The sequence below is a fragment of the Kitasatospora sp. NPDC048286 genome (genome assembly GCF_043201735.1).
Taxonomy (GTDB): Bacteria; Actinomycetota; Actinomycetes; order Streptomycetales; family Streptomycetaceae; genus Kitasatospora.
Genome location: NZ_JBICZE010000013.1, coordinates 219,723 through 244,694, shown reverse-complemented (window position 1 = coordinate 244,694; position 24,972 = coordinate 219,723). Strand labels below are relative to the sequence as shown.

Genomic DNA, 24,972 nt, shown 5'->3' with positions numbered 1-24,972 from the left:
CTACTGCTCCTCAGCGTTTCGGGACTCGCCCGAGCGGATTACCTGGGTCCTGCGGTGCGCATCGTCCAGAAGGCTGAACAGTTCGTCGTCGCTGGCCTCGTCGACACCGGCCGCGGAGCCGGTGCGCTTCGCGGTCCAGGCCGCGAGAAGTGCTTCGAGGCGGGCCGCGACGGTCTCGTAGTCGGCGTCGGCGGCTGCCGCGTCCAGGGTAGACTTGAGCTGGTCGAGTTCGGCGAGCAGGGGGTCGGGTTCGGTTTCGGTGCCGTGCAGCCGGGTGTGGACGAAGGCGGCGAGGCGGGTCGGTGTCGGGTGGTCGAAGACGAGCGTGGCGGGCAGGCGCAGGCCGGTGTCCGCGTCGAGCTGGTTGCGCAGTTCCACGGCGGTGAGCGAGTCGAACCCGATGTCGGTGAACGCCTGGTCGGGGTTGACCGCCTCCGGTGACGAGTGCCCCAGGACGAGGGCGACCTGGCCCACGACCAGTTGCAGCACGTCGGCCTGCGTCCACACGCGGTCGGCGGCCTGCCTGCGCCGGGGGCGTACCAGCTCCCGCAGCAGGGCGGGCGGGTCGCCGGCGCGGCGCAGCGCCGGCAGGTCGAACCTGACGGGGGCGAGGGTGGGGGTGCCCGCGGTCAGCCCGGCGTCGAACAGGGCCAGCGCGTCCGTCGTCGGCAGCGGCCGTACGCCGGCCCTGGCCAGGCGGTGCCGGTCGGTGGCGCTCAGACCTCCGGTCATGCCACTGGCCTCCGCCCAGTAGCCCCAGGCGAGCGACACGGCCGACTGTCCCTGGGCGTGCCGGTGTGCGGCGAGGCCGTCGAGGTACGCGTTCGCCGCCGAGTAGTTCGCCTGGCCCGCGCCGCCCAGCACACCGGCCGCCGACGAGAACAGCACGAACGCCTCCAGGTCCGAGGTCAGTTCGTGGAGGTGCCGCGCCGCGAGGGCCTTCGGCTCCCACACACGCGCGAACTGCTGCGGGGTGAGGGATTCCACGACGGTGTCGGCCAGCGTGCCCGCGGTGTGGATCACCGAGGTGACCGGGTGTTCGGCGAGCAGCCGCGCCACCGCCTCGCGGTCGGACACGTCGCACGCCACGATGTCGGCGGTCGCGCCCAGCGTGGCCAGGTCGGCGGTCAGCGCGGCCGCGCCGGGGGCGTCCGGGCCGCTCCGGCTGACCAGCAGCAGGTGCCGCACGCCGTGCCGTCCGGCGAGGTGGCGGGCGATCGTGCCGCCCAGGGTGCCGGTGCCGCCGGTGACGAGCACCGTGCCCTCGGGGCTGAGCGGCGAGGGCAGCGGTTCGGTCCGCGCCCGTTCGAGGCGGGGGACGTGAACGGCGCCGGCCCGGATCGCGAGCTGGGGTTCGTCGCCGGCCAGCCGGACCCCGTCGCCGTCGTCGCCGTCGACCAGCACGAACCGGCCGGGGTGCTCGGTGGCGGCCGACCGGACCAGGCCCCAGACGGCGGCGGCCTGCGGGTCGACGTCCTCGCCCGGACGGACCGGCACGGCGTTGCGCGTGGCGACCACCATGCGCGGGGTGTCCGTGGTGAGGAAGTCCTGGATCACCCGCAGGGTCTCGACGGGCAAGGTGGCGTGGTGGACCGGGATGTCCGGTTCGGTGGTCGCCGCTTCCAGGACCGGCCACGCCACCTGGTACGGCACGTCCTGCGTGGTGGCCCCGGCCGGCCGGCGCAGGGTCAACGAGGCGATCTCGGCGATCGGCGCGCCCGACTGGTCGGCGAGGCCGATCGCGCAGGTGTCCTGGCCGGTCATGGTCAGCCGGACCCTGGCGTGCTCGGCGCCGCGCCCGCAGGAGATCCCGGCGAAGGAGAACGGCATCTTTGCCCGGTCGTCGGCGACGGTCACGGTCTGGATCGCGGCGTCGAGCAGGGCGGGGTGCAGGGCGAACCGGGTGTCGCCGGCGGGTATCGCCACCTCCGCGTAGAGGGTGTCGCCGTCGCGCCAGGCCGCTCGCAGACCTTGGAAGGCCGGGCCGTAGGCGAATCCGGCGTCGGCCAGGTTGTCGTAGAAGGCGTCGAGGTCGACGGCTTCGGCGTGCGGCGGCCACTGCCGTGCCCAGGGCTCCCGTGGTGCGACGGGTACGGCGCCCAGCGTTCCGGTGGCGTGCCGTACCCACTCGCCGTCCGCGCGCGAGTGGATCGAGACGCTGCGCCGGCCCGCCCGGTCGGGGCCGACGGTCACGGACACCTGCACGCCGTCCGCGACCACCAGCGGTGTCTCCAGCGTCAGGTCCTCGACCGCCGGGCAGTCGACGTGTTCGCCGGCCCGGAGCGCCAGGTCAACGAACGCCGCGCCGGGCAGCAGGGGCGAGCCCGAGATGACGTGTTCGGTGAGCCACGGCTGCGCGGCGGTGGCGAGTTGTCCCGTCAGCACCACGCCGTTGTCGTCGGGGAGTTCCATGGCGTCCCGCAGCAGCGGGTGGTCGATCCGACCGTCACCGGCCGGTGCCGGGGTGGTGGGGTGGAGCCAGTAGTGCTGGTGCTGGAAGGCGTACGAAGGCACCCGCACGTCCGGCGTTCCCGCCGCCGTGGTCACGGGTGGCGTCCAGCGCGCGGCGCCGTCCGCCCACAGCCGTCCCAGCCCAGCGAACAGCCGCTCCGGGGAGTCACCATCACGCCGCATCAAGCCGTTGCCCACCAGCACCGGATGCGGGCCCACTTCGACGAACCCCGTAACCCCCTGGCCCGTCAGCCACTCCATGGCATCGGCGAACCGGACCGGCTCCCGTACCTGCCGCACCCAGTACCCGGGCTCCCCCAGGTCCACCGGACGCCCGGCCACCGTGGAGACCACCGGGATCACCGGCTCACCGAACGACAAACCCTCAGCCACCCGGCCCAGTTCCTCCAGCACCGGATCCATCCGCGCCGAATGGAACGCGTGACTGACCTCCAGCCGCCGCACCCGACGACCACGGCCCTGCCACACCTCAGCAACCGCCGCAACCGCGGCCTCGTCGCCCGACACCACCACCGCATCCGACCCGTTGACCGCCGCCACCTCGGCACCCGGCACCAGCGAGCCCGACACTTCCTCCAGCGACGCCTGGAGCGACACCATCGCCCCACCACCGGGCAACTCCTGCATCAACCGGCCCCGCGCACCCACCAGCGCACACGCGTCCTCCAGACTCAGAACGCCCGCCACATGAGCCGCCGCCACCTCACCCACCGAGTGCCCCACCACGAAGTCCGGCCGAACCCCCAGCCACTCCACCAGCCGGAACAGCGCCACCTCCAACGCGAACACCCCACCCTGGGTGTACAGCGTCTGCCCCAACACCCCTTCGCCGTCCTCGAACAGCACCTCCACCGGCAACCCCAGCAACCCGCAGACCTCATCCAACGCCCGCGCGAACACCGGGAACTCCCGATACAAGCCCCGTCCCATCCCCGCCCACTGACCACCCTGACCGGAGAACACGAACGCCGACCTGCCCGGGGAGGCAGTGCCCGTGACGATTCCGGGCTTTCCGTCGATCAGCGCGTCCAGGCCGGCCGGGTCCGTCAGCACAGCACGGTGCGGGAACCGGGCCCGCGCGGCCAGGTCCACGGCCACCTCGGTCGGTGTGACCTCGGGGTGCTCGGCGAGGAACCCGCGCAGCCTGCGGGCCTGGTCACGCAGGGCCGCGTCCGACTTGGCCGACAGCAGCCACGGCACCGGCACCGCGGCCGCAGGGGCGGGCGTGGGAGTGGCAGGGGACTCGGGCGAGGTCTCCTCGGCCGACTCCGGCGCCGGGGCCTCCAGGATCACGTGCGCGTTGGTACCGCTGATGCCGAACGACGAGATGCCCGCGCGACGCAGGTGACCGTTGTCGGGCCAGGGCCGGGCCTCGGTGAGCAGCCGGACGCTCCCGGACTCCCAGTCGACATGGGAGGTCGGCGTGTCCACGTGGAGGGTCCGGGGCAGTTCACCGTGCCGCATCGCCATGACCATCTTGATCACACCCGCGATGCCGGCGGCGGCTTGCGTGTGGCCGATGTTCGACTTCACCGACCCCAGCCACAACGGCTCCACCCGGTCCCGGCCGTACGTCGCCAACAGCGCCTGCGCCTCGATCGGGTCACCGAGCGTCGTCCCCGTACCGTGCGCCTCCACCGCGTCCACCTCGGACGCCTCCAACCCGGCATTGGCGAGAGCCTGACGGATCACCCGCTCCTGCGACGGACCGTTCGGCGCGGTCAGGCCGTTGGACGCCCCGTCCTGATTGACCGCCGAACCCCGCACCACCGCCAGCACCCGGTGACCGTTACGGCGGGCGTCCGACAACCGCTCCAGCAGCACGACACCCGCACCCTCACCCCACGCCGTACCATCGGCAGCCTCGGCGAACGCCTTCACCCGCCCATCGGCCGCAAGCCCCCGCTGCCGCGAGAACTCGACGAACCCCGACGGCGTCGCCATCACCGTCACACCGCCGGCCAGGGCCAGCGAGCACTCCCCCGAACGCAGCGCCTGCGCCGCCAGATGGATCGCCACCAGCGACGACGAACACGCCGTGTCCACCGACACCGCCGGACCCTCCAGCCCCAGCAGGTACGACACCCGCCCTGAGGTCACACTCGTCGCCGTGCCCGTCGAGAGGTAACCCTCCAGGTCGGGCGGCTGTGCCCCGGCTCCATAGCCCGAGGACCAGATGCCGGTGAAGACGCCCGTCTGGCTGCCCCGCAACGACGTCGGATCGATCCCCGCGTCCTCGAACGTCTCCCACACCGTCTCCAGCAGCACCCGCTGCTGCGGATCCATCGCCAACGCCTCACGCGGCGAGATCCCGAAGAACGCCGCGTCGAAGTCGCCGGCGGCGTCGAGGAAGCCGCCCCACCGCGTGTACGACCTCCCCGGACCGCCGGCCGGATCGTAGAGACGACCCACGTCCCACCCACGGTCCGACGGGAAATCACCCACCGCGTCCACCTCACCGGACACCAGGTCCCACAGCTCCTGGGCAGACCCCACCCCACCCGGGTAACGGGCCCCCAGTCCCACCACGACCACCGGATCATCCGTCACCGGAACACCGACCGGCACGGGTGCGGCAGGGGCCTGGCGCCGGGCGCCGAGCAGGAGGTTCCGCAGGTGGCCGGCCAGCGCGTCGGGGGTCGGGTAGTCGAAGACCATCGTCGCGGGCAGCCGTACCCCGGCGACCGCGGACAGGCGGTTGCGCAGTTCCACCGCGGTGAGCGAGTCGAAGCCCAGGTCCTTGAAGGCCCGCTCGGCGCTGACGGCCGACGTGTCGGTGTGGCCGAGGACCGCGGCCGTCTGGCCGGTGACCAGTTCCAGGACGCGGCTGTGCTGCTCGGTCTCGGGCAGTGCCGCCAGTTCCCTGCCCAGGGTCGGCCGGTCCGTGCGACGGGCGGGCCTGGTACGGGTGAGGCGGCTGAGCAGGGGGCGGGTGGACGCCGCCGACAGGTCGAGGTGCGCGGGGACCAGCACGGGATCGGCGGCGCCCAGGGCCAGGTCGAACAGTCCCAGCGCCTGGTCCGTGGGCATCGGCAGCACGCCGGCGCGGGCGAGGCGCTTGAGGTCGGTGTCGGTGAGGTGTCCGGTCAGCCCGCTGGCCTCGGCCCACTGGCCCCAGGCCAGCGACACGCCCGGCAGACCCAGGGCACGCCGGTGCACGGCGAGGGCGTCCAGGAAGGCGTTCGCGGCGGCGTAGTTCGCCTGGCCCGGGCCGCCCAGCACACCGGCGGCGGACGAGAAGAGCACGAACGCGCTCAGGCCGAGGTCCTTCGTCAGCTCGTGCAGGTGCCAGGCGGCGTCGGCCTTGGGCCGCAGCACCTGGTCGATCCGGCCGGGCGTGAGGGATTCGACGACGCCGTCGTCGAGCACGCCGGCCGCGTGGACGACCGCGGTCAGCGGGTGCGCGGCCGGGATCGAGTCCAGTACGGCCGCCAGCGCGTCCCGGTCGGCCACGTCGCAGGCCACCACCTCGGCGTCGAAGTCCACCTCCGCCGCGGTCCTGCTGAGCAGGAGCAGGTGCCGGATGCCGTGCCGGTCGCGCAGGTGCCGGGCGACGAGGCGGCCCAGCGTTCCGGTGCCTCCGGTGATCAGCACGGTGCCGTTCGGGTCGAGCTGGCCGGGTGCCGGGGCCGCTTCGGCCCGTACCAGGCGGGCGGCGCGGGCGGCGCCGTCGCGGACGACCAGCTGCGGTTCGTCCCCCGCGACGAGGACGCGGTCGTCGGTGTCGACGAGCACGAACCGGTCGGGGTGTTCCGCCTGGGCCGCGCGGACCAGGCCCCAGACGACGCTGGACGGCAGGTCGACGGGGTCCGGCCCGACCGCCCCGCGGGTCACGACGGCCAGCCGGCCGTCCCCGTCGCGCAGGAAGTCCTGGAGCACGCCCAGCGTCTCGGCGGCGACGGTGTGCGCGGCGGCCACGGGGTCTCCCGCCGGGGGCGTCACGTGGTGGACGGCCGGGGGTTCTCCGGTGCTCTCGACGGGCACCCAGTCGAGGCGGAAGAGCTGGTTGGCCCCGGCGCCCGGTATGCCCGGCGGCCGGTGGCGCACGGTCAGCGCGTCGATCACCGCCAGCGGCCCGGATTCGTCGGCGAGCGCGACCCGGAAGGTGTCGGGGCCGGTGGGTGTGAGGCGGACCCGGGCCGTGGAGCCGGCTTTCCGCATCGACACCCCGGCGAAGGAGAACGGCAGGCGGCCGGCCGCCAGCAGGGTCAGCGGCTGGAGTGCGGCGTCGAGCAGCGCGGGGTGGAGACCGAAGCGGTCGCGGGTGTCGGTGGGCAGCGCCACCTCGGCATAGAGCTCGCCGCCCTGCCGCCGGATCTCGCGTACGCCCGCGAACACCGGCCCGTACTCGTAGCCCTGGGCGGCGAGGGTGTCGTAGAAGTCGGTCAGGTCGACGGGCTCACCGGCCGGCTGCCAGGGCTCGCCGGTGTCGTACGGGTGGGGGCGGTCGCCGGTCGCCAGCATGCCGGTGGCGTGCCGCAGCCAGGTGCCGCCCGTCCGGGAGTGCACGGTGACGGGGCGTCGGCCCGTCCCGTCCGGTGCGCCGACGACGACCTGGACCGGCACGGAACCGTCGTCCGGCAGGATCATGGGGGCTTCCAGCACCAGTTCGTCCAGGACGTCGCAGCCGGCCTGCCGTCCGGCGTGCATGGCGAGTTCGACGAACACGGTGCCGGGCAGCAGCACGGAGCCCAGGACGACGTGGTCGGCCAGCCATGGCCGGGTGGCCGTCGAGAGCCGCCCCGTGAGCAGGACGCTCTGGTCCCCGGCCAGTTCGACGACTGCCCCGAGCAGCGGGTGCCCGGCCGAGTCCAGTCCCGCCGCCGACACGTCGCCCTTCGCGGCGGTGGGCGTCAACCAGTACGGCCGGTGCTGGAAGGCGTACGTCGGCAGCGGGACATGGTGGGGCTCGCCGGGGAAGACCGGCGTCCAGTCGACGGCCACGCCCTGCGTGTGCAGGCGCGCCAGGGCGAGGTGGAATTCCTGCCGGCCGCTGCCGCGGCGCAGTGTGCCGGTCACGACGCCGTCCATCACCGGCACCAGTACGGGGTGCGGGCTGACCTCCACGAACACGCCGTGCCGGTCCTGCGCGAGGGTTTCGACGGCGAGGTCGAAGCGTACGGGTTCGCGGAGGTTGCGGTACCAGTAGTCGGCGTCGAGGACGGAGGTGTCGACCGGCTCGCCGGTGACCGTGGAGTAGAACGGGATCGTCGCCGAGTGGGGCGTGATGTCGGCCAGTTCGGTGAGCAGTTGCTCGCGGATCGCCTCGACCTGCGCGGAGTGGGCGGCGTAGTTGACGGGCAGGCGGCGGGCGCGGATGCCGTCGGCCTCACAGACCGTCAGCAGTTCGTCCAGCGCGTCCAGATCACCCGATACCACCACGCTGTCCACCGAGTTGACCACCGCCACCGTCAGCCGGCCGTCCCAGCGGGCCATGAACTCGGCGGCCTTCTCATGCCCGAGGCCGACCGACACCATCCCGCCCTGGTCCGCCAGAGCGACCAGGGCCTTGCTGCGCAGGGCGACCGCCTTCGCGGCGTCGTCCAGGGACAGCGCCCCGGCCACGTACGCCGCGGCGATCTCGCCCTGCGAATGTCCGACAACGGCATCGGGTTCGACACCATGGGCACGCCACAGCGCGGCCAGCGCCACCATCACCGCGAACAGGGCGGGCTGCACCACATCCACCCGCTCCAGCGAGCCACCGCCCGTCAGCACCTCCACCAACGACCAGTCCGTGTACGGCGCCAACGCAGCGTCACACGCATCGATCACCTCCCGGAACACCGGCTCCGAGCCGTACAACTCCCCACCCATACCGACCCACTGCGCACCCTGCCCCGGGAACACGAACACCGAACGACCCGGCGAACCGGCCACACCCGTGATGACGCGGGGGTCCGCGTCGGCGAGCGCGGCCAGTTCCGCCATGAGGTCGGTCCGGGTACTGCCCACCACGGCCGCCCGGTGCGCGAGCATGGTGCGGGTGGTGGCGAGGGCCCGGCCGATCGCGGCCGGCCGGAGTCCGGGGTGGGCGGTGACGTGGTCCGCGAGCCGTCGGGCCTGGGCGCGGAGGGCGTCGTCCGTCTTGCCGGACAGCAGCCACACGGTGGGCTCCGCGGAGTCGTCCGCGGCGGGCTGTCCGTCGGTTTCCTCCGGGAACTGTTCGATGACGACGTGCGCGTTGGTGCCGCTGGCCCCGAAGGCCGAGATGCCCGCGCGGCGGGGACGCCCCGTCTCCGGCCACGGCCGGGCCTCGGTCAGCAGCCGGATGTCACCGGTGTCCCACTCGACGTGCGGCGTGGGCTCCTGGACGTGCAGCGTCGGCGGCAGTTCGGCGTGCCGCATCGCCATCACCATCTTGATCACACCGGCCACACCGGCCGCCGCCTGGGTGTGGCCGATGTTCGACTTCACCGACCCCAGCCACAACGGCTCCACCCGGCCCCGGCCGTACGTCGCCAGGAGCGCCTGCGCCTCGATGGGGTCACCGAGGGTCGTCCCCGTACCGTGCGCCTCCACCGCGTCCACCTCGGACGCCTCCAACCCGGCATTGGCGAGGGCCTGGCGGATGACGCGTTCCTGGGAGAGGCCGTTGGGCGCGGTCAGCCCATTGGACGCCCCGTCCTGGTTCACCGCCGAGCCCCGCACCACCGCCAGCACCCGGTGGCCGTTACGGCGGGCGTCGGACAGGCGTTCCAGCAGCACCAACCCCGCACCCTCACCCCACGCCGTACCGTCGGCCGTCGATGAGAAGGGCTTGCACCGGCCGTCAGGGGCCAGGGCCCGCTGGCGGGAGAACTCCGTGAACTGCAGGGGGGTGACGTTCACGGTCACCCCGCCGGCCAGGGCGAGTGTGCACTCCCCCGTGCGCAGTGCCTGCGCGGCGAGGTGGATCGCCATCAGGGACGAGGAGCAGGCGGAGTCGACGGACACAGCCTGGCCCTGGAGGCCGAGCAGGTAGGAGACCCGGCCGGAGGTGATGCTCGGCGAGATGCCGGTGGCGAGGTAGCCCTCGGTGTCGGGCGGTGCCTGGTCGGGGCTGCCGACGTAGCCGGAGGACCAGATGCCGGTGAACACGCCCGTCTGGCTGCCCCGCAACGACGTCGGATCGATCCCCGCGTCCTCGAACGTCTCCCACGCGGTCTCCAGCAGCACCCGCTGCTGCGGATCCATCGCCAGTGCCTCACGCGGCGAGATCCCGAAGAAATCGGCATCGAACCCCGCCGCGTCCGCGAGAAAACCACCCGATCGCGTGTACGACGTCCCGGGGTGATCCGCATCCGGATGGAACAGCCCCTCGACGTCCCACCCACGATCAGCCGGGAACGCCCCGATCGCGTCCACCCCACCCGAGACCAGGCCCCACAGCTCCTCCGGAGACCCCACCCCACCCGGCAACCGGCACCCCATGCCCACGATCACCACCGGATCGGCCCCGACATCCACTCCACCCATCGGCACCACCGGCACCACGTCCGCACCCTCGCCGGAGAGTTCGGCCGTGAGGTGGTCGGCGAGGTCGGCGGGGGTGGGGTGGTCGAAGACGAGGGTCGCGGGCAGCCGCAGGCCGGTGGCGCCGGCGAGGCGGTTGCGCAGCTCGACGGCGGTCAGGGAATCGAAGCCGAGGTCACGGAAGGCGAGTCCGGGGGTGATCGCGGCGGCGTCGGAGTGGCCGAGGACGGTGGCGGTGTGGGCGGCGACCAGGGACAGCAGGTCCGACGCGGGCGCCTTGGGCGTCGGCAGGGTCTGCGGCATCGCGAGGTCGGCCGTGGTCAGCGCGGGACGTCCGGCAGCCAGCGCGGTGTCGAACATGGCCAGGGCGCGTTCGACGCTGATGGGGCGGATGCCCTTGCGGGCGAGGCGTTGGCGGTCGGCCGCGGTGAGGTGGGCTGTCATGCCGCTCTCCTGCTCCCAGTAGCCCCAGGCCATCGACACGGCGGGCAGTCCGAGGGTCTGCCGGTGTGCGGCGAACGCGTCGAGGTAGGAGTTCGCGGCCGCGTAGCCGGCCTGGCCGGCGTTGCCGAGTACACCCGCGGCCGCGGAGAACAGCACGAAGGCGGCGAGGTCGTGCTCGCGGGTCAGCTCGTGCAGGTGCCAGGCGCCGTCGACCTTGGGACGCAGCACCCGGTCGAGCTGCTCCGCGGTCAGCCGTTCCATGACGGTGTCGTCGAGCACGCCGGCCGCGTGGACGACGGCGGTGAGCGGATGCTCGGCCGGGATCGAGTCCAGGACGGCCGCCAGCGCGTCCCGGTCCGCGACGTCACAGGCCACGACCCGCACGTCGACGTCCCCTTGCGGCTCCAGGTGCGGCACCGCGCCGCCGCCGCGACTGACGAGCAGCAGGTGCCGTACCCCGTAGCGGGACACCAGGTGCCGGGCGACGGCCTGGCCGAGGGTGCCGGTGCCGCCGGTGATCAGCACGGTGCCGTCGGGGTCGATCGGCCGGGGGACGGTGAGGACGATCTTGCCGGTGTGGCGGGCCTGGCTCATCAGCCGGAAGGAGTCAACGGCCTGGCGCAGGTCCGCGGCGGTGACCGGCAGCGGCTCCAGCGTCCCGTCGGCGACCATCTCCACGACCCTGGAGAGGATGTCGCCCTGCCGCGCGGGGTCGACGTCGTTGAGGTCGAAGGCCCGGTAGATCAGGCCCTCGGGTGAGCGGACGTCCGTCTTGCCCAGCTCGACGAACCGTCCGCCGTCGGCGAGCAGCCGCAGGGAGGCGTCGGTGAGTTCTCCCGCGAGCGAGTTGAGGACGACGTCCATGGCCGGGAACCGGTCGGCGAAGCGGGTGTCGCGGGACGAACCGATGTGGTCGTCCGCCAGTCCGAGGCGCCGCAGGGTGTCCCACTTGGCGGGGCTCGCGGTGGCGAAGACCTCCGCGCCGCTGTTCAGGGCCAACCGGATGGCGGCCATGCCCACACCGCCCGCGCCGGAGTGGACCAGGACCCGGTCGCCGGGGCGCAGTTCGCCGAGGTCGAACAGCCCGTACCAGGCGGTGGTGAACGCGACGGGCACCGACGCCGCCTCGGTGAAGCTCCAGCCGTCGGGGATCGCGGTCAGGAGCCGGTGGTCGGCGACCGCGCGCGACCCGAAGGCGCCGGGCACCAGTCCCATGACGCGGTCGCCGGGCCGCCAGGCCGTGACGCCGGGCCCGACCTCGAGGACGGTGCCGGCCCCTTCGCCGCCCAACGGGGGCCGGTCCGGGTACATGCCGAGGGTGATGAGCACGTCGCGGAAGTTCAGGCCGGCCGCGCGTACGGCGACCCGTACCTGTCCGGGTTCCAGCGCGGCCTCCTGCCAGGGCAGCAGGGCCAGGTCGTCCAGTTGCCCGGTGCCGGACTCGCTCAGCCGGTACGCGCCGTCGGGGGCGGTCGGTTCCGGCGCGTACCTGGCCTGCCGCGGCACGAGGACGCCTTCGCGGCGCAGGGCCAGTTCGGGTTCGTCGCCGGCTGTCATGGCGGCCCGGACCGCGTCCTCCTCGGACGCGTCGCCCATGTCGACCAGGACGAACCGGCCGGGGTGCTCGGCGGCGGCGCTGCGGACCAGGCCGTGTACGGCCGCGCCGGCCATGCCGCGGGTCAGGACGGCCAGGCGGGCGGCCGCCCGCTCCGGCTGCTCGGCCAGGAAGTCCTGGACGAGCGCGCGGGCCCGCTGGACGAGGGCGTGAACGGAGTCCGCGTCGGCTTCCGCGGTGAGTACCGGGCTCGGCACCACCTCGGTCGGTGTGCTCGCGGTGAGGGGCACCCACTGGGTGTGCAGCACCGCGGCCCGGGCTGCGGCGGCCGGACGGACGGTCAGCGCGGTGATGTCCGCGACCGGGTTGCCGGACAGGTCGGTCAGTGTCGCGCGGTAGGTGTCGGTGCCCGTGCGGGCGAGGTGGACCCGGGCGGACGACACACCGGTGGTGTGCACGGCGACGCCGGAGAAGGAGAACGGCAGCCGGACCCGGGTGTCGGGGCTGAGCAGGATCAGCGGCTGGAGTGCGGCGTCCAGGAGCGCGGGGTGGATGCCGAAGCCGGCGCCGTCGGGGACGGACACCTCGGCGTACAGTTCGTCCTCGCCCTGCCACAACTCCCGCACGCCCCGGAACGCGGGTCCGTACTGGTATCCGAGTCCGGCGAGGAAGGCGTAGAACCCTTCGGGGTCCACGGGTTGGGCGTTCCTCGGCGGCCAGTCGAGGCGTCCGGCCGTCACCTGGCCGCCGAGGGTTCCGGACGCGTGGCGGACCCAGCCGTCGCCGCCCTTGGAGTGCACGGTGACCGGGCTGCGGCCGGCGTCGTCCGGGGCGCCGACCGAGACCTGGATGTCCGTGGGTGTGTCCGGGAGCGCGAGGGGCAGGTGCAGGACGAGGTCGTCGAGGGTCCCGCCGGTCAGGGTGGCGAGTTCGAGGAAGGCGGTGCCCGGCAGCAGGACCGTGCCGTCGACGGCGTGGTCGGCCAGCCAGGGGTGGGTGCGGGTGGAGACGCGGCCGCTGTGCACGGTGCCCCCGTCGGGCAGCTCGACCGTGGTGCCCGCCAGCGGGTGCCCGGTGCCGTGGTCGCCGGCCGCGGGGGTGAGCCAGTAGGTGCTGCGCTGGAAGGCGTAGCCCGGCAGCCTGACGCCGTGCGGGCGGTCGTGCGGCCAGGTCACGGCGACGCCCTGGACGTGGAGGCGGGCCAGGGCGGTGTGGAACTCCCCGATGGCGCCCTGGTCCCGGCGCAGGGTGCCGGTCGCCACGCCGTCCAGGTCCTGCACCAGCACCGGGTGCGGGCTGACTTCCACGAACACCTCGTGGCCGTCGGCGGTGAGCCGGGCGGTGGCCAGGTCGAACCGTACGGGTTCGCGGAGGTTGCGGTACCAGTAGTCGGCGTCGAGGGCGGAGGTGTCGACGGGTTCCGCGGTGACGGTGGAGTAGAAGGGAATCGCCGCGGGCCGGGGCCGGATGTCCGCGAGGTCGGTCAGGAGCTGCTCGCGGACCGTCTCGACCTGCGCCGAGTGCGCCGCGTAGTCGACGGGGATGGCGCGGGCGCGGATGTCGTCCCTGGCGCAGGCTGCCAGCAGTTCGTCCAGGGCCCCGGGTTCGCCGGACACGACGACGGTCGAGGCGGAGTTGACCACCGCGACGGTGATCCGCTCGCCCCAGGGGCTCAGGTAGCCGGCGGCGTCGTCCGCGGCCAGCACGACCGAGACCATGCCGCCGTGGCCGGCCAGGGCGACCAGGGCCTTGCTGCGCAGGGCGACCGCCTTCGCGGCGTCGTCCAGGGACAGCGCGCCGGCCACGTACGCCGCCGCGATCTCGCCCTGGGAGTGCCCGACCACGGCATCGGGTTCGACACCATGCGCACGCCACAGCTCCGCCAGCGCCACCATCACCGCGAACAGCGTGGGCTGCACCACATCCACCCGCTCCAGCGAGCCACCGCCGGTCAGCACCTCCACCAACGACCAGTCCGTGTACGGCGCCAACGCAGCGTCACACGCGTCGATCACCTCCCGGAACACCGGCTCCGAGGCGTACAACTCCCCACCCATACCGACCCACTGCGCACCCTGCCCCGGGAACACGAACACCGAACGACCCAGCGAGCGGGCGGTCCCGGTGACCAGACCCGGCGCCGTGCCGCCCTCGGCCAGGACGTCCAACGCCTCCACGCCACTCAGCACCACGGCCCGGTGCTCGAACACGGTGCGGGCAGCCAGAGCACCCCCGACCGCCGCCGCGCTCACCTCGGGATGCACGGCGGTGAAGGCGCCCAGCCGGCGCGCCTGCTCCCGCAACGCCGCCTCGGACCTGGCCGACAGCGGCCAGAGGACCTGGTCGTCCGCGCGGCCCCGGGGAGAGGGTGCGGCGGAGTCGGCCTCGGCGGGCTGTTCGAGGCTGCTCTGCTCGATAATGACGTGGGCGTTGGTGCCGCTGATGCCGAAGGCGGAGACGGCGGCCCGCCGTGGCCGCCCGCTCCCGGACCAGGCGACCGGTTCGGTGAGCAGGCGGACCGCGCCGGAGGCCCAGTCGACGTGCGGGGTGGGAGCGTCCACGTGGAGGGTTCGCGGCAGTTCGCCGTGCCGCATCGCCATGACCATCTTGATCAGGCCGGCCGCGCCGGCCGCCGCCTGGGTGTGGCCGATGTTCGACTTCACCGACCCCAGCCACAACGGCTCCACCCGGTCCCGGCCGTAGGTCGCCAGGAGTGCCTGGGCCTCGATGGGATCGCCGAGGGTGGTGCCGGTGCCGTGCGCCTCCACCGCGTCCACCTCGGACGCCTCCAACCCGGCGTTGGCGAGGGCCTGACGGATCACCCGCTCCTGGGAGGGGCCGTTGGGCGCGGTCAGGCCGTTGGAGGCGCCGTCCTGGTTGGTGGCGGAGCCTCGGACGACCGCCAGCACCTCGTGGCCGTTGCGGCGGGCGTCGGACAGGCGTTCCAGCAGCAGCAGGCCGGCGCCCTCGGCCCAGCCCGCCCCGTCGGCCGCGGCGGCGAAGGACTTGCTGCGGCCGTCGGGCGCGCTCGCCCCCTGCCGGGACATCTCGGTGAACAGCGTGGGTGCCGCGTTGACGGTGACGCCGCCGGCCAGGGCGAAGGAGCACTCTCCCGAGCGCAGTGCCTGAGCGGCCAGGTGCAGGGCCACCAGGGACGACGAGCAGCCGGTGTCCAGGGACAGTGCCGGGCCGAGCAGGCCCAGCTGGTACGCCAGCCGGCCGGAGCCCACGCTCGACGCGGTGCCGGTGACCTGGTAGCCCTCCAGGTCGTCGGGGACCGGCCCGGCGGCGTAGCCGGTGGACCAGATGCCGGTGAACACGCCGGTGGGTGTGCCCTCCAGCGTGGTCGGGTCGATACCCGCGTACTCGATGGTCTCCCACGCGGTCTCCAGCAGGATCCGCTGCTGCGGGTCCATGGCGAGCGCCTCGCGGGGCGATATCCCGAAGAACGCCGCGTCGAAGTCGCCGGCGGCGTCGAGGAAGCCGCCCCGGGACGTGGTCGACGTGCGGGGACGGCTTCCCGTCGGGTCGTACAGGCGGTCGATGTCCCAGCCCCGGTCGGCCGGGAAGTCGCCGACCGCGTCCACGCCGTCCGCGACCAGCCGCCACAGGTCCTCGGGGGTGCCGACGCCTCCGGGGAAGCGGCAGCCCATGCCGATGACCGCGATCGGCTCGTCCGTCGCGGCCGGGGCCGCGGCCTGCGGCGCGCCGTGCTCGCCGGACCCGCCGGACAGGTGGGCGGCCAGCCGTGCCGGGGTGGGGTGGTCGAAGACGAGGGTGGCGGGCAGTTTCACCCCGAGCGCGGCGGTCAGGCGGTTGCGCAGTTCCACCGAGGTCAGCGAGTCGAAGCCCAGGTCCTTGAACGCCTGCCGGGGGTCGAGCCGCTCGGGGGTGGCGTGTCCCAGCACCCCGGCGACGTGGGTGGTGATCAGCTCCAGCAGGTCGGTGCCGCCGGCGGGGGGCGCGGGTCGGGGAGCCTGCGGCCGGCTGTGGGCCTCGGGCAGGTCCCGCAGCAGCCGGCTCGGCCGCGCGTGGGTGTAGGCGCGGGCGAACTGTGCCCAGTCGGCCTCGGTGACGACCGCGAGGGCCTCGTCGTGGTCGAGGACGTCCTGCAGCGCGTCGAGTGCCCGGCCCGGGTCCAGTTCGCCGAGGCCGAGCAGGGTGCGCTGGCGCTGCACGGACTCCAGGGCCGCCATGCCGCCTTCGGCCCAGATGCCCCAGGCGACGGAGGTCGTGGCGCGGCCCTGGACGCGGTGCTGTGCGGCCAGGGCGTCGAGGAAGGCGTTGCCGGCGGCGTAGGCCGCGCCGTGGCCGTCGCCCCACACGCCCGCGGTGGAGGAGAACAGGACGAAGGTGTCGAGGTCCGGCAGGAGTTCCGCCAGGTTCGCCGCCCCGGCGACCTTGGCCGTGACGACCTCGGCGAACTCCGCCGGTGTCGTGTCGGCCAGCCTGGTCGCCCTGATCACGCCGGCGGTGTGGAAGACCGCGCGGATGTCTCCGACGCGCTCGACGAGGTCCCGCAGGGCGTCCCGGTCGGCCACGTCGCACGCCGCCACGGTCACCCGCGCCCCGGCTGCCTCCAGTTCGTCGCGCAGGCCGGCCGCGCCGGGTGCGTCGGGGCCGCGGCGGGCGGCCAGCACGATGTGCTCCGCGCCCTGCCGCGCGAGGCGGCGGGCCACGTGTCCGCCGAGCGCGCCGGTGCCGCCGGTGACCAGCACCGTGCCCCGCGGCCGCCAGGGCCGCGCGGCCGGGCCCGACGGGGCCTTGCGGCGCAGCCGCTTGGCGAAGCGCCGGGTGCCGCGGATCGCCACCTGGTCCTCGCCCGTTCCGGCGAGCACGACGAGCAGCGCGTTCACGCTCTCCTCGTCGGGCACGGCGGGAAGGTCGACCAGGCCGCCCCAGCCGTGCGGGAACTCCAGCGCCGCGGACGCGCCGGTGCCCCACGCCAGGGCCTGGGCCGGGCTGGTGACCGGGTCGGTGCCCGAGGTGCTCACGGCGCCGCTGGTCGCGCACCACAGCGGGACAGCCGCCCGCACCGGGTCCAGGCTGCGGACCGGGTCCAGGGTGCGGACCAGATCCAGGGTGCGGACCAGGCCCGCCGGGAGCACCGGGTGGTCGGGGTGCGGCTCCTCGTCCAGCGCCAGCAGCGACAGCACGCCGTCCGGCCCGGGCCGGGCGTCCCCGGTGTCGGCCGCGTCCCAGGTGTCGGCCACCGCGAAGCCCCGTTCGCGCAGGGCCTCGGCCCACGGGTGCCCGGTCGCGGCCAGGACGAGCCAGCGGGCCGGGTCCACCGGGGCCGCGGTACCGCTCACCGGTGCCCATGCCACCTCGTACCGCCAGTCGTCGCGGGGCACCGGCGGGGTCGCGGTCACCCAGTAGGGCTCGCGCTGGAAGGCGTACGTGGGCAGGTCCACCCTGGATGCGGTGCGGGGCAGGAGCGGCATCCAGTCGACGTCGGCTCCGGCGGCGTAGAGGCGTCCCGCCGCGGCGAGGAACTCGGTGAGGCCGCCGTGATCGCGGCGCAGTGTTCCGGTGGCGGCGACGTCCAGCGCGGGCACCAGCACCGGGTGCGGGCTGACCTCCAGGAACAGGTCGTGGCCGTCGGCGGTGAGCCGGGCGGTGGCCAGGTCGAACCGTACGGGCTCGCGGAGGTTGCGGTACCAGTAGTCGGCGTCGAGGGCGGAGGTGTCGACCGGCTCGCCGGTGACCGTGGAGTAGAACGGGATCGCCGCCGAGTGGGGCGTGATGTCGGCCAGGTCGGTGAGCAGTTGCTCGCGGATCGCCTCGACCTGCGCGGAGTGGGCGGCGTAGTTGACGGGCAGGCGGCGGGCGCGGATTCCGTCGGCCTCACAGACCGCCAGCAGCTCGTCCAGCACGTCGAGGCCGCCGGACACCACGACCGCCGCGGGTCCGTTCACCACGGCGGTGGTCAGCCGCTCGCCCCAGCGGGCCAGGTAGCCGGCGGCCTGCTCGACGGACAGCGCGAGGGACACCATGCCGCCCCGGTCGGCGATGTCGGCCAGTGCCCTGGACCGTAGCGCCACGACCTTGGCGGCGTCCCGCAGCGACAGCGCGCCGGCGACGTACGCGGCGGCGATCTCCGCCTGGGAGTGGCCGACCACGGCGTCCGGCTGCACGCCGTGGGACCGCCACAGGTCGGCCAGCGCCACCATGACGGCGAACAGGGCCGGCTGCACCACGTCGACGCGGTCCAGCGAGCCGTGGCGCAGTTCGTCGACCAGCGACCAGTCGGTGTACGGGGCCAGGGCGGCGGCGCAGGCGTCGATGCCGGCGCGGAAGACCTCGGACTGCTCGTACAGGTCACGGCCCATGCCCGCCCACTGCGCCCCCTGTCCGGGGAAGACGAACACGGTCCCGCCGGTACGGGCCGGCAGGCCCGGCAGTCCCTGCGGGAGCGTGGCCAGGCCGGAGAGCAGGTCGTCCCGGTCGGCGCCGACCACCGCGGCCCGGTGCTCGAACCGGGTGCGGGCGGCCAGTGCGCGGCTGATCGCGGCGGCCGGGACGTCGGGGTGGGCGGTCGCGTACGCGTGCAGCCGCTCGGCCTGGGCGCGCAGCGCGGCGTCGGTCTTCGCGGACAGCAGCCAGGCGGTGGGGGCGGTCCGGCCGGCGGGTTCGGCAGGGTGGCCGGGGTCCGGCTCGGAGGACTGCTCGATGATCAGGTGGGCGTTGGTGCCGCTGATGCCGAACGCCGAGATGCCGGCGCGGCGCGGGTGCTCGTGCTCCGGCCACGGCCGGGCCTCGGTGAGCAGCCGGACGCCGCCGGAGGCCCAGTCGACGTGCGGGGAGGGGGCGTCCACGTGGAGAGTTCGCGGCAGTTCGCCGTGCCGCATCGCCATGACCATCTTGATCAGGCCCGCGATGCCGGCGGCGGCCTGGGTGTGGCCGATGTTCGACTTCACCGACCCCAGCCACAACGGCTCGTCCCGGTCCTGACCGTAGGCGACCAGCAGGGCGTGGGCCTCGATGGGGTCGCCGAGGGTGGTGCCGGTGCCGTGGGCTTCCACCGCGTCCACCTCGGACGCCTCCAGCCCGGCGTTGGCGAGGGCCTGACGGATCACCCGCTCCTGCGACGGACCGTTCGGCGCGGTCAGGCCGTTGGACGCGCCGTCCTGGTTGACCGCGCTTCCCGCGACGACCGCCAGCACCCGGTGGCCGTTGCGGCGGGCGTCCGACAGACGTTCCAGCAGCACCAGGCCGGCGCCCTCGGCCCAGCTGGTGCCGTCGGCCGCGGCGGCGAAGGGCTTGCTGCGGCCGTCCGCCGCGAGGCCGTGCTGGCGGGAGAACTCGGTGAAGCCCAGTGGTGTCGCCATGATCGTGACGCCGCCGGCGATCGCCAGCGAGCACTCGCCCGCGCGCAGCGCCTGGGCGGCCAGGTGGACGGCGACCAGGGACGACGAGCAGGCGGTGTCCACGGACAGCGCAGGACCGCGCAGCCCGAGGTGGTAGGCGACCCGGCCGGACGTGACGCTGGTCGCGACGCCGGTGAACAGGTACCCCTCCAGGTCCTCCGGCAGGCCCGGCCCGGTCGCGTAGCCGGACGACCAGACGCCGGTGAACACGCCGGTGTGGCTGCCGCGCAGCGAGGCCGGGTCGATCCCGGCGTGCTCGAAGGTCTCCCAGGCCGTCTCCAGCACGAGCCGCTGCTGCGGGTCCATGGCGAGCGCCTCGCGGGGCGAGATGCCGAAGAACGGGGCGTCGAAGCCGGCCACCTCCTCCAGGAACCCGCCCCGGGTGATGTACGTGGTGCCCGCGCCGCGCAGTTCCGGGTCGTACAGGCCGCCCAGGTCCCAGCCGCGGTCGTCCGGGAAGTCGCCGATCGCGTCCACGCCCTCCGTGACGAGCCGCCACAGGTCGTCCGGCGAGGCCACCCCGCCGGGGAAGCGGCAGCCCATCCCCACGATGACGACCGGGTCGTCGTGGGCGGCCTGGGCGGCGGGGGCCGGCCGGTCGCCGGGGCCGGTGCGCAGCCAGTCGATCAGCTCCGCGGGCGTCGGGTGGTCGAAGACGAGACCGGAGGGGAGTTGCCGGTCCAGGGCGCCGGCCAGGCGGTTGCGCAGTTCGAGGCCGGTGACCGAGTCGAAGCCGAGGTCCTTGAAGGTGAGCGCGGGATCGATGTCCGCGGGGTTCTCGTGGCCCAGCACGAGCGCGATCTGCGCGGTGACGACGGCGGCCGCGTCGGCCGTGTCGGGGTCGCCCGTGTCCGTGGCGCCGTCCGGCCGGCCGGGCGCGGCGGTCTGCGCCGCGTGCGTCCCCGGGCCGGCCGGGGTCCGTCCGCTCTGCCCGGCTGTCGCTTCGGGCAGCCAGTACGAACGGCGTTGGAAGGCGTACGTGGGCAGGTCGACCGGCGCGGCCTCGGCGACGGCCGGGGACCAGTCGACCGGCACGCCGGCCACGAACAGCCGGGACAGCGCGGTCAGGAAGGCGTCCGGCCCGCCCCGGTCACGGCCCAGCGTGCCGGTGGCGACGCCGGGCACGCCGGTCCGCTCCCGGGCCTGTTCCAGGCTCTGTTCGATGGCGGGCAGCAGCACCGGGTGCGGGCTGACCTCGACCACGACGTCGTGCCCGTCCGCCAGCAGCGCGGCGGTGGCCAGATCGAAGCGGACCGGCTCGCGCAGGTTGCGGTACCAGTAGTCGGCGTCGAGCTGCGTGGTGTCGTCGAGGAGGCCGCCGGTGACCGCGGAGTAGTACGGGATGGTGCCCTGCCGCGGCCGCACACCGTCCAGTTCGGTGTGCAGCCGCTCGCGGATCGCCTCGACGTGCGTGCCGTGGGAGGCGTAGTCCACCGGGACGACGCGTGCGCGGACACCGTCCGCCGCGCAGGACTCGACCAGTTCGGACAGGGCCTGCGTGTCGCCGGACACCACGACCGAGCCGGTGGCGTTGACCACGGCGACCGTCAGCGCGCCACCCCAGCGCGACACGTAGTCCTCGGCCCGCTCGGCGGACAGGGCCACGGACACCATGCCGCCCCGGCCGGTCAGCGCCACCAGCGCGCGGCTGCGCAGTGCCACGATCCGGGCCGCGTCGGACAGCGACAGCGCGCCCGCGACGTGTGCCGCGGCGATCTCGCCCTGCGAGTGCCCGACCACCGCGTCGGGCTCGACACCGAAGGAGCGCCACAGTTCCGCCAGGGACACCATCACCGCGAACAGGGCGGGCTGCACGACGTCCACGCGGTCGAGCGGGGCGCCGTCCAGGACATCGGCCAGGGACCAGTCGGTGTACGGGGCCAGGGCCTGGGCGCACTCGTCCATGGCGGCCCGGAAGACGGGGTACGCGGCGTACAGCTCCCGGCCCATGCCGACCCACTGCGCGCCCTGGCCGGGGAACACGAAGACGGTGCGGCCCGGGGTGCCGGCCCGGTCGGCGGCGACCTGGACGGAGTCGAGCAGGACCGCGCGGTGCGCGAAGCGGGTCCTGGTGGTGGCCAGCGCGTGCGCGACCTCGGCGGCGGTCAGGTCCGGGTGGCTGCGCACGTGTTCGCGCAGGCGCCCGATCTGCGCCCGTAGCGCCTGCTTGGTCCGCGCCGTGACGATCCACGGCGCCGGCCGGGCCTCGGGGGCGGGCCGCCGGGCCGGCGGCGCGGCCGCGTCGGGCGCCTGCTCGACGATCACGTGCGCGTTGGTACCGCCCATGCCGAACGACGACACGCCGGCGAGCAGGGGCGTGTCCGGCCGCGGCCAGGGGGTCAGCGCGGTCTGGACCCGCAGCGCCAGGGCGTCGAGAGGGATGCCGGGGTTGGGGGTTTCGTAGTTCAGGCTCGGCGGCAGTGCGCGGTGGTACACGCTGAGGACGGCCTTGAGCAGCCCGACGATGCCCGCGGCGCCTTCCAGGTGGCCGACGTTCGTCTTGGCGGATCCGACCCGCAGGGCGCTGTCGGCGTCGCCGGACTCGACCGGGTCGCGGTAGGCCGCCGCGAGGGCGGCGGCCTCGATGGGGTCGCCGACAGCGGTGCCGGTGCCGTGCAGCTCCACGTACTGCACATCGGCGGGACGCACGCCGGCGCGGGCCAGTGCTTCGCGGATGACCTGTTCCTGGGCCTGCGCGCTGGGCACGGTCAGGCTCCGGGTGGCGCCGTCGTTGTTGACCGCGCTGCCCCGGATGACACCGTAGACGCGGTCCCCGTCGGCCAGGGCCCGGTCCAGCGGTTTCAGGACGAGGAAGGCGCCGCCCTCGCCGCGGACGAAGCCGTTGGCCCGGGCGTCGAAGGTGAAGCAGCGGTCGTCCGGGGACAGGCCGCCGAACTCCGCCGCTCCCTCCTCGCGGGCGGCGGTCAGGTTGAGGTTCACCCCGCCGGCCAGGGCGAGCGCCGACTCGCCGCGGCGCAGGCTCTCGACCGCCAGGTGCACCGCGACCAGCGCCGACGACTGGGCCGTGTCGACCGTCATGCTCGGTCCGCGCACACCGAGGAAGTGCGAGACACGGTTGGCGATGACGCCCCGGTTGGTGCCGGTCAGCGTGTGCGGCGTGATGTGACCGGGGTACGCCAGGGACGTGTAGTCCTCCCACATCGAGCCGACGAACACCCCCGTCGGGCCGCCCGTCAGCGCGCTCGGCACGATCCGGGCGTCCTCCAGGGCCTCCCAGGCGAGTTCGAGCATGAGCCGCTGCTGCGGGTCCATGCCGACGGCCTCACGGGGGGACACACCGAAGAACGCCGCGTCGAAGCCGTCCACCCGGTCCAGGTAGCCGCCGTGCCGTACGCCCTGCCGGCCCACGGGCGGCGCGGTGATCGCGTCGGCCCCGTCGCACAGCAGTCGCCAGAACGCCTCCGGATCCGGGGCTTTCGGCAACCTGCCCGCCATTCCGATGACAGCGACACGATCAGCGTCCGAATCCAGGGGGAAGCGCATCACATCGACACCTCGTGAGCCGGGGGGATGGAGGAAGGCGGGGTGTTTCCGTAGCAGTCCCGATGGTGCGGCTCCGGCCGCGCGAGCGGCCGGATCATCGAGCACGCGGGCAGCCCGGCGACCGGGTGGTATCCGAACCCGGACTCGCCCGCGCTTCGGGCTTATGGATCAGTGGAGCGGTCCTCGGAAGCGCCGGTGTTGGCGACGCTCTTCGAGGAGATGCACTGGTGAGCTGAGCGTAGGGGCCGAGGCGATGATCGTTCCGCCGCGCAGCCGAGCATGGCAGCAACACCACGCCCTCGCCACAGGCCAGGTGAAGACTGTGTCGAAGGAGGCACATCACAACTTCATACGCCTGCACGAAAGAGGCACCGTGGCGAGATCCGTCCCGTGCCCTTTATGAAACGCGCCATTTCTCACGGACGGCCCGTCGCAGAGTCCGCCGGTGAACCCGCCGGTGAGGTCAGGAAGTTCGTCCACGCCCTGCATCGTCACGCCCCGGCCGGGTTCATGGGAACCGTCGACGCCGCGGGTGACAACGCCCTAGAATCCCGTTCGCACTCGCGCAGAAGAACGTCCTCGACCGTCATCCGGCCAGCCGGGGAAACCTCCGCACGGCGATCACCACCCGGATCGGGCGAACCGACCACCGGCGCTGCCGACAGCTCCGGCCGAACCGTTCGCCCCCACCGACTTCGAGACGATCGCGAAGCGCCACCGCCACCGGCGGCACAAAACCCAGCTGTCACCGATCCGTGCATCGATCCCGGCCGTTCGCGCCCGAAACCCGGTGCCCGGGTCTGGTGACATCCAGTCAGGAGGCAGCGATGCAAGCCACGTTTCCCCTCACCACACCACACCACCTCGACAACGAGCCCGAAGCCGAGGCTCTGCTCGCGCAGGCTCCGGTCGTCCTCGCGACGATGGGTCCGGCGAACGTCTGGCTCGCCCTTTCCTACAAGGCGGTGCGCCAGGTCCTGAGCGACAGCCGGTTCAGCCGGGAGGCGGCCACACTTCCGGGCAGCCCGCTGAAACTGTCCGTCGCCTCCGACCCGCTCCTGATCTCCAGCCAGGACGGCGAGCGCCACGCCCGCCTGCGCAAGCTGATGTCGCAGGCGTTCAGCCCACGCATGGTCGATCAGCTCGAACCACGCGTGCAGTCCATCGTGGACTCCTTGCTCGACTCCCTCGATCCGACCGCGGACCTTGTGGCAGGTCTCTGCGCTCCACTGCCGTTGATGGTCATCTGCGAGCTGCTCGGCGTGCCCTACTCCGAGGCGGAGGCCATCCGCAGGTGGACCAGGCGGCTGTTCGTCACGAACATCACCTCGGACGAACTGCGGGCCGCGCAGAGCGAGATGCAGGACTGGCTCGCCGACCTGGTGCGGCACAAGCGGGCGCAGCCGGACGACGGGTTGATCTCGGCGCTGGTCGCCGCCAACGACGAGGGCGACCACCTCACCGAACCCGAGCTGCTGGCCAACCTCGAGGGCCTGCTGATCGCCGGCCACGAGACGACCGTCAACCAGCTCGGCAACTCGCTGCTGACCCTGCTGCGCCACCCGGACCAACTCGCGCTGCTGCGCTCGTCACCGGACCTGATCGGACCGGCGGTCGACGAACTGCTGCGCTACAGCAGGCTCTTCACCTCGGCCGAGGTCCGGGTCACGACCGAGCCCGTCGAGCTGGAGGGCGTCGAACTGGGGGCGGGCGAACCGGTGTTGCCGGTCATCGTCGCGGCCAACCGCGACCCCGCCGTCTACCCGGACCCCGGCCGCTTCGACATCACGCGCGAAGGACCGGCAGCGCACCTCGCCTTCGGGCACGGGCCGCACTTCTGCCTCGGCGCGATACTGGCCCGCCGGGAGATGCGGGTCGCGATCGGGTCCGTGGTGAAGCGGTATCCGGGACTGCGTCTCGCCGTCGACGAGTCCGAACTCACCTACGTACCGGAACTGGTCTTCCGCGGCCTGCAGGCGTTGCCGGTCACCTGGTGATCCGTGGCCTCTCGTACCGCAGGCGCGGGAACCGGACGGGATCGACCGGTCGGGGCACGACACGACCGACGGCCCTTCCACCACCTTCGGCCTGCGGTACGACCGGCACGGCGAACACCACCCGGTCAACTCGCCGACCGCACGGTTCCGCCGTTTGCTTACGAAGCGCATCACA

Annotated in this window: 2 protein-coding genes; one reads left to right on the top strand and one right to left on the bottom strand. The window is 73.7% G+C overall.

What is annotated here, in order from left to right:
- Entirely contained in the window at positions 1–22,800 is a 22,800-nt protein-coding gene (locus ACGF13_RS29395; protein WP_392880741.1) for an SDR family NAD(P)-dependent oxidoreductase, read from the bottom strand.
- 827 nt (positions 22,801–23,627) lie between these two features.
- Here ACGF13_RS29395 and ACGF13_RS29390 point away from each other — a divergent pair.
- Positions 23,628–24,797, top strand: coding sequence for a cytochrome P450 (locus ACGF13_RS29390; RefSeq protein WP_392880739.1), 1,170 nt, complete (start codon positions 23,628–23,630; stop codon positions 24,795–24,797).
- Positions 24,798–24,972: the final 175 nt, after the last annotated feature.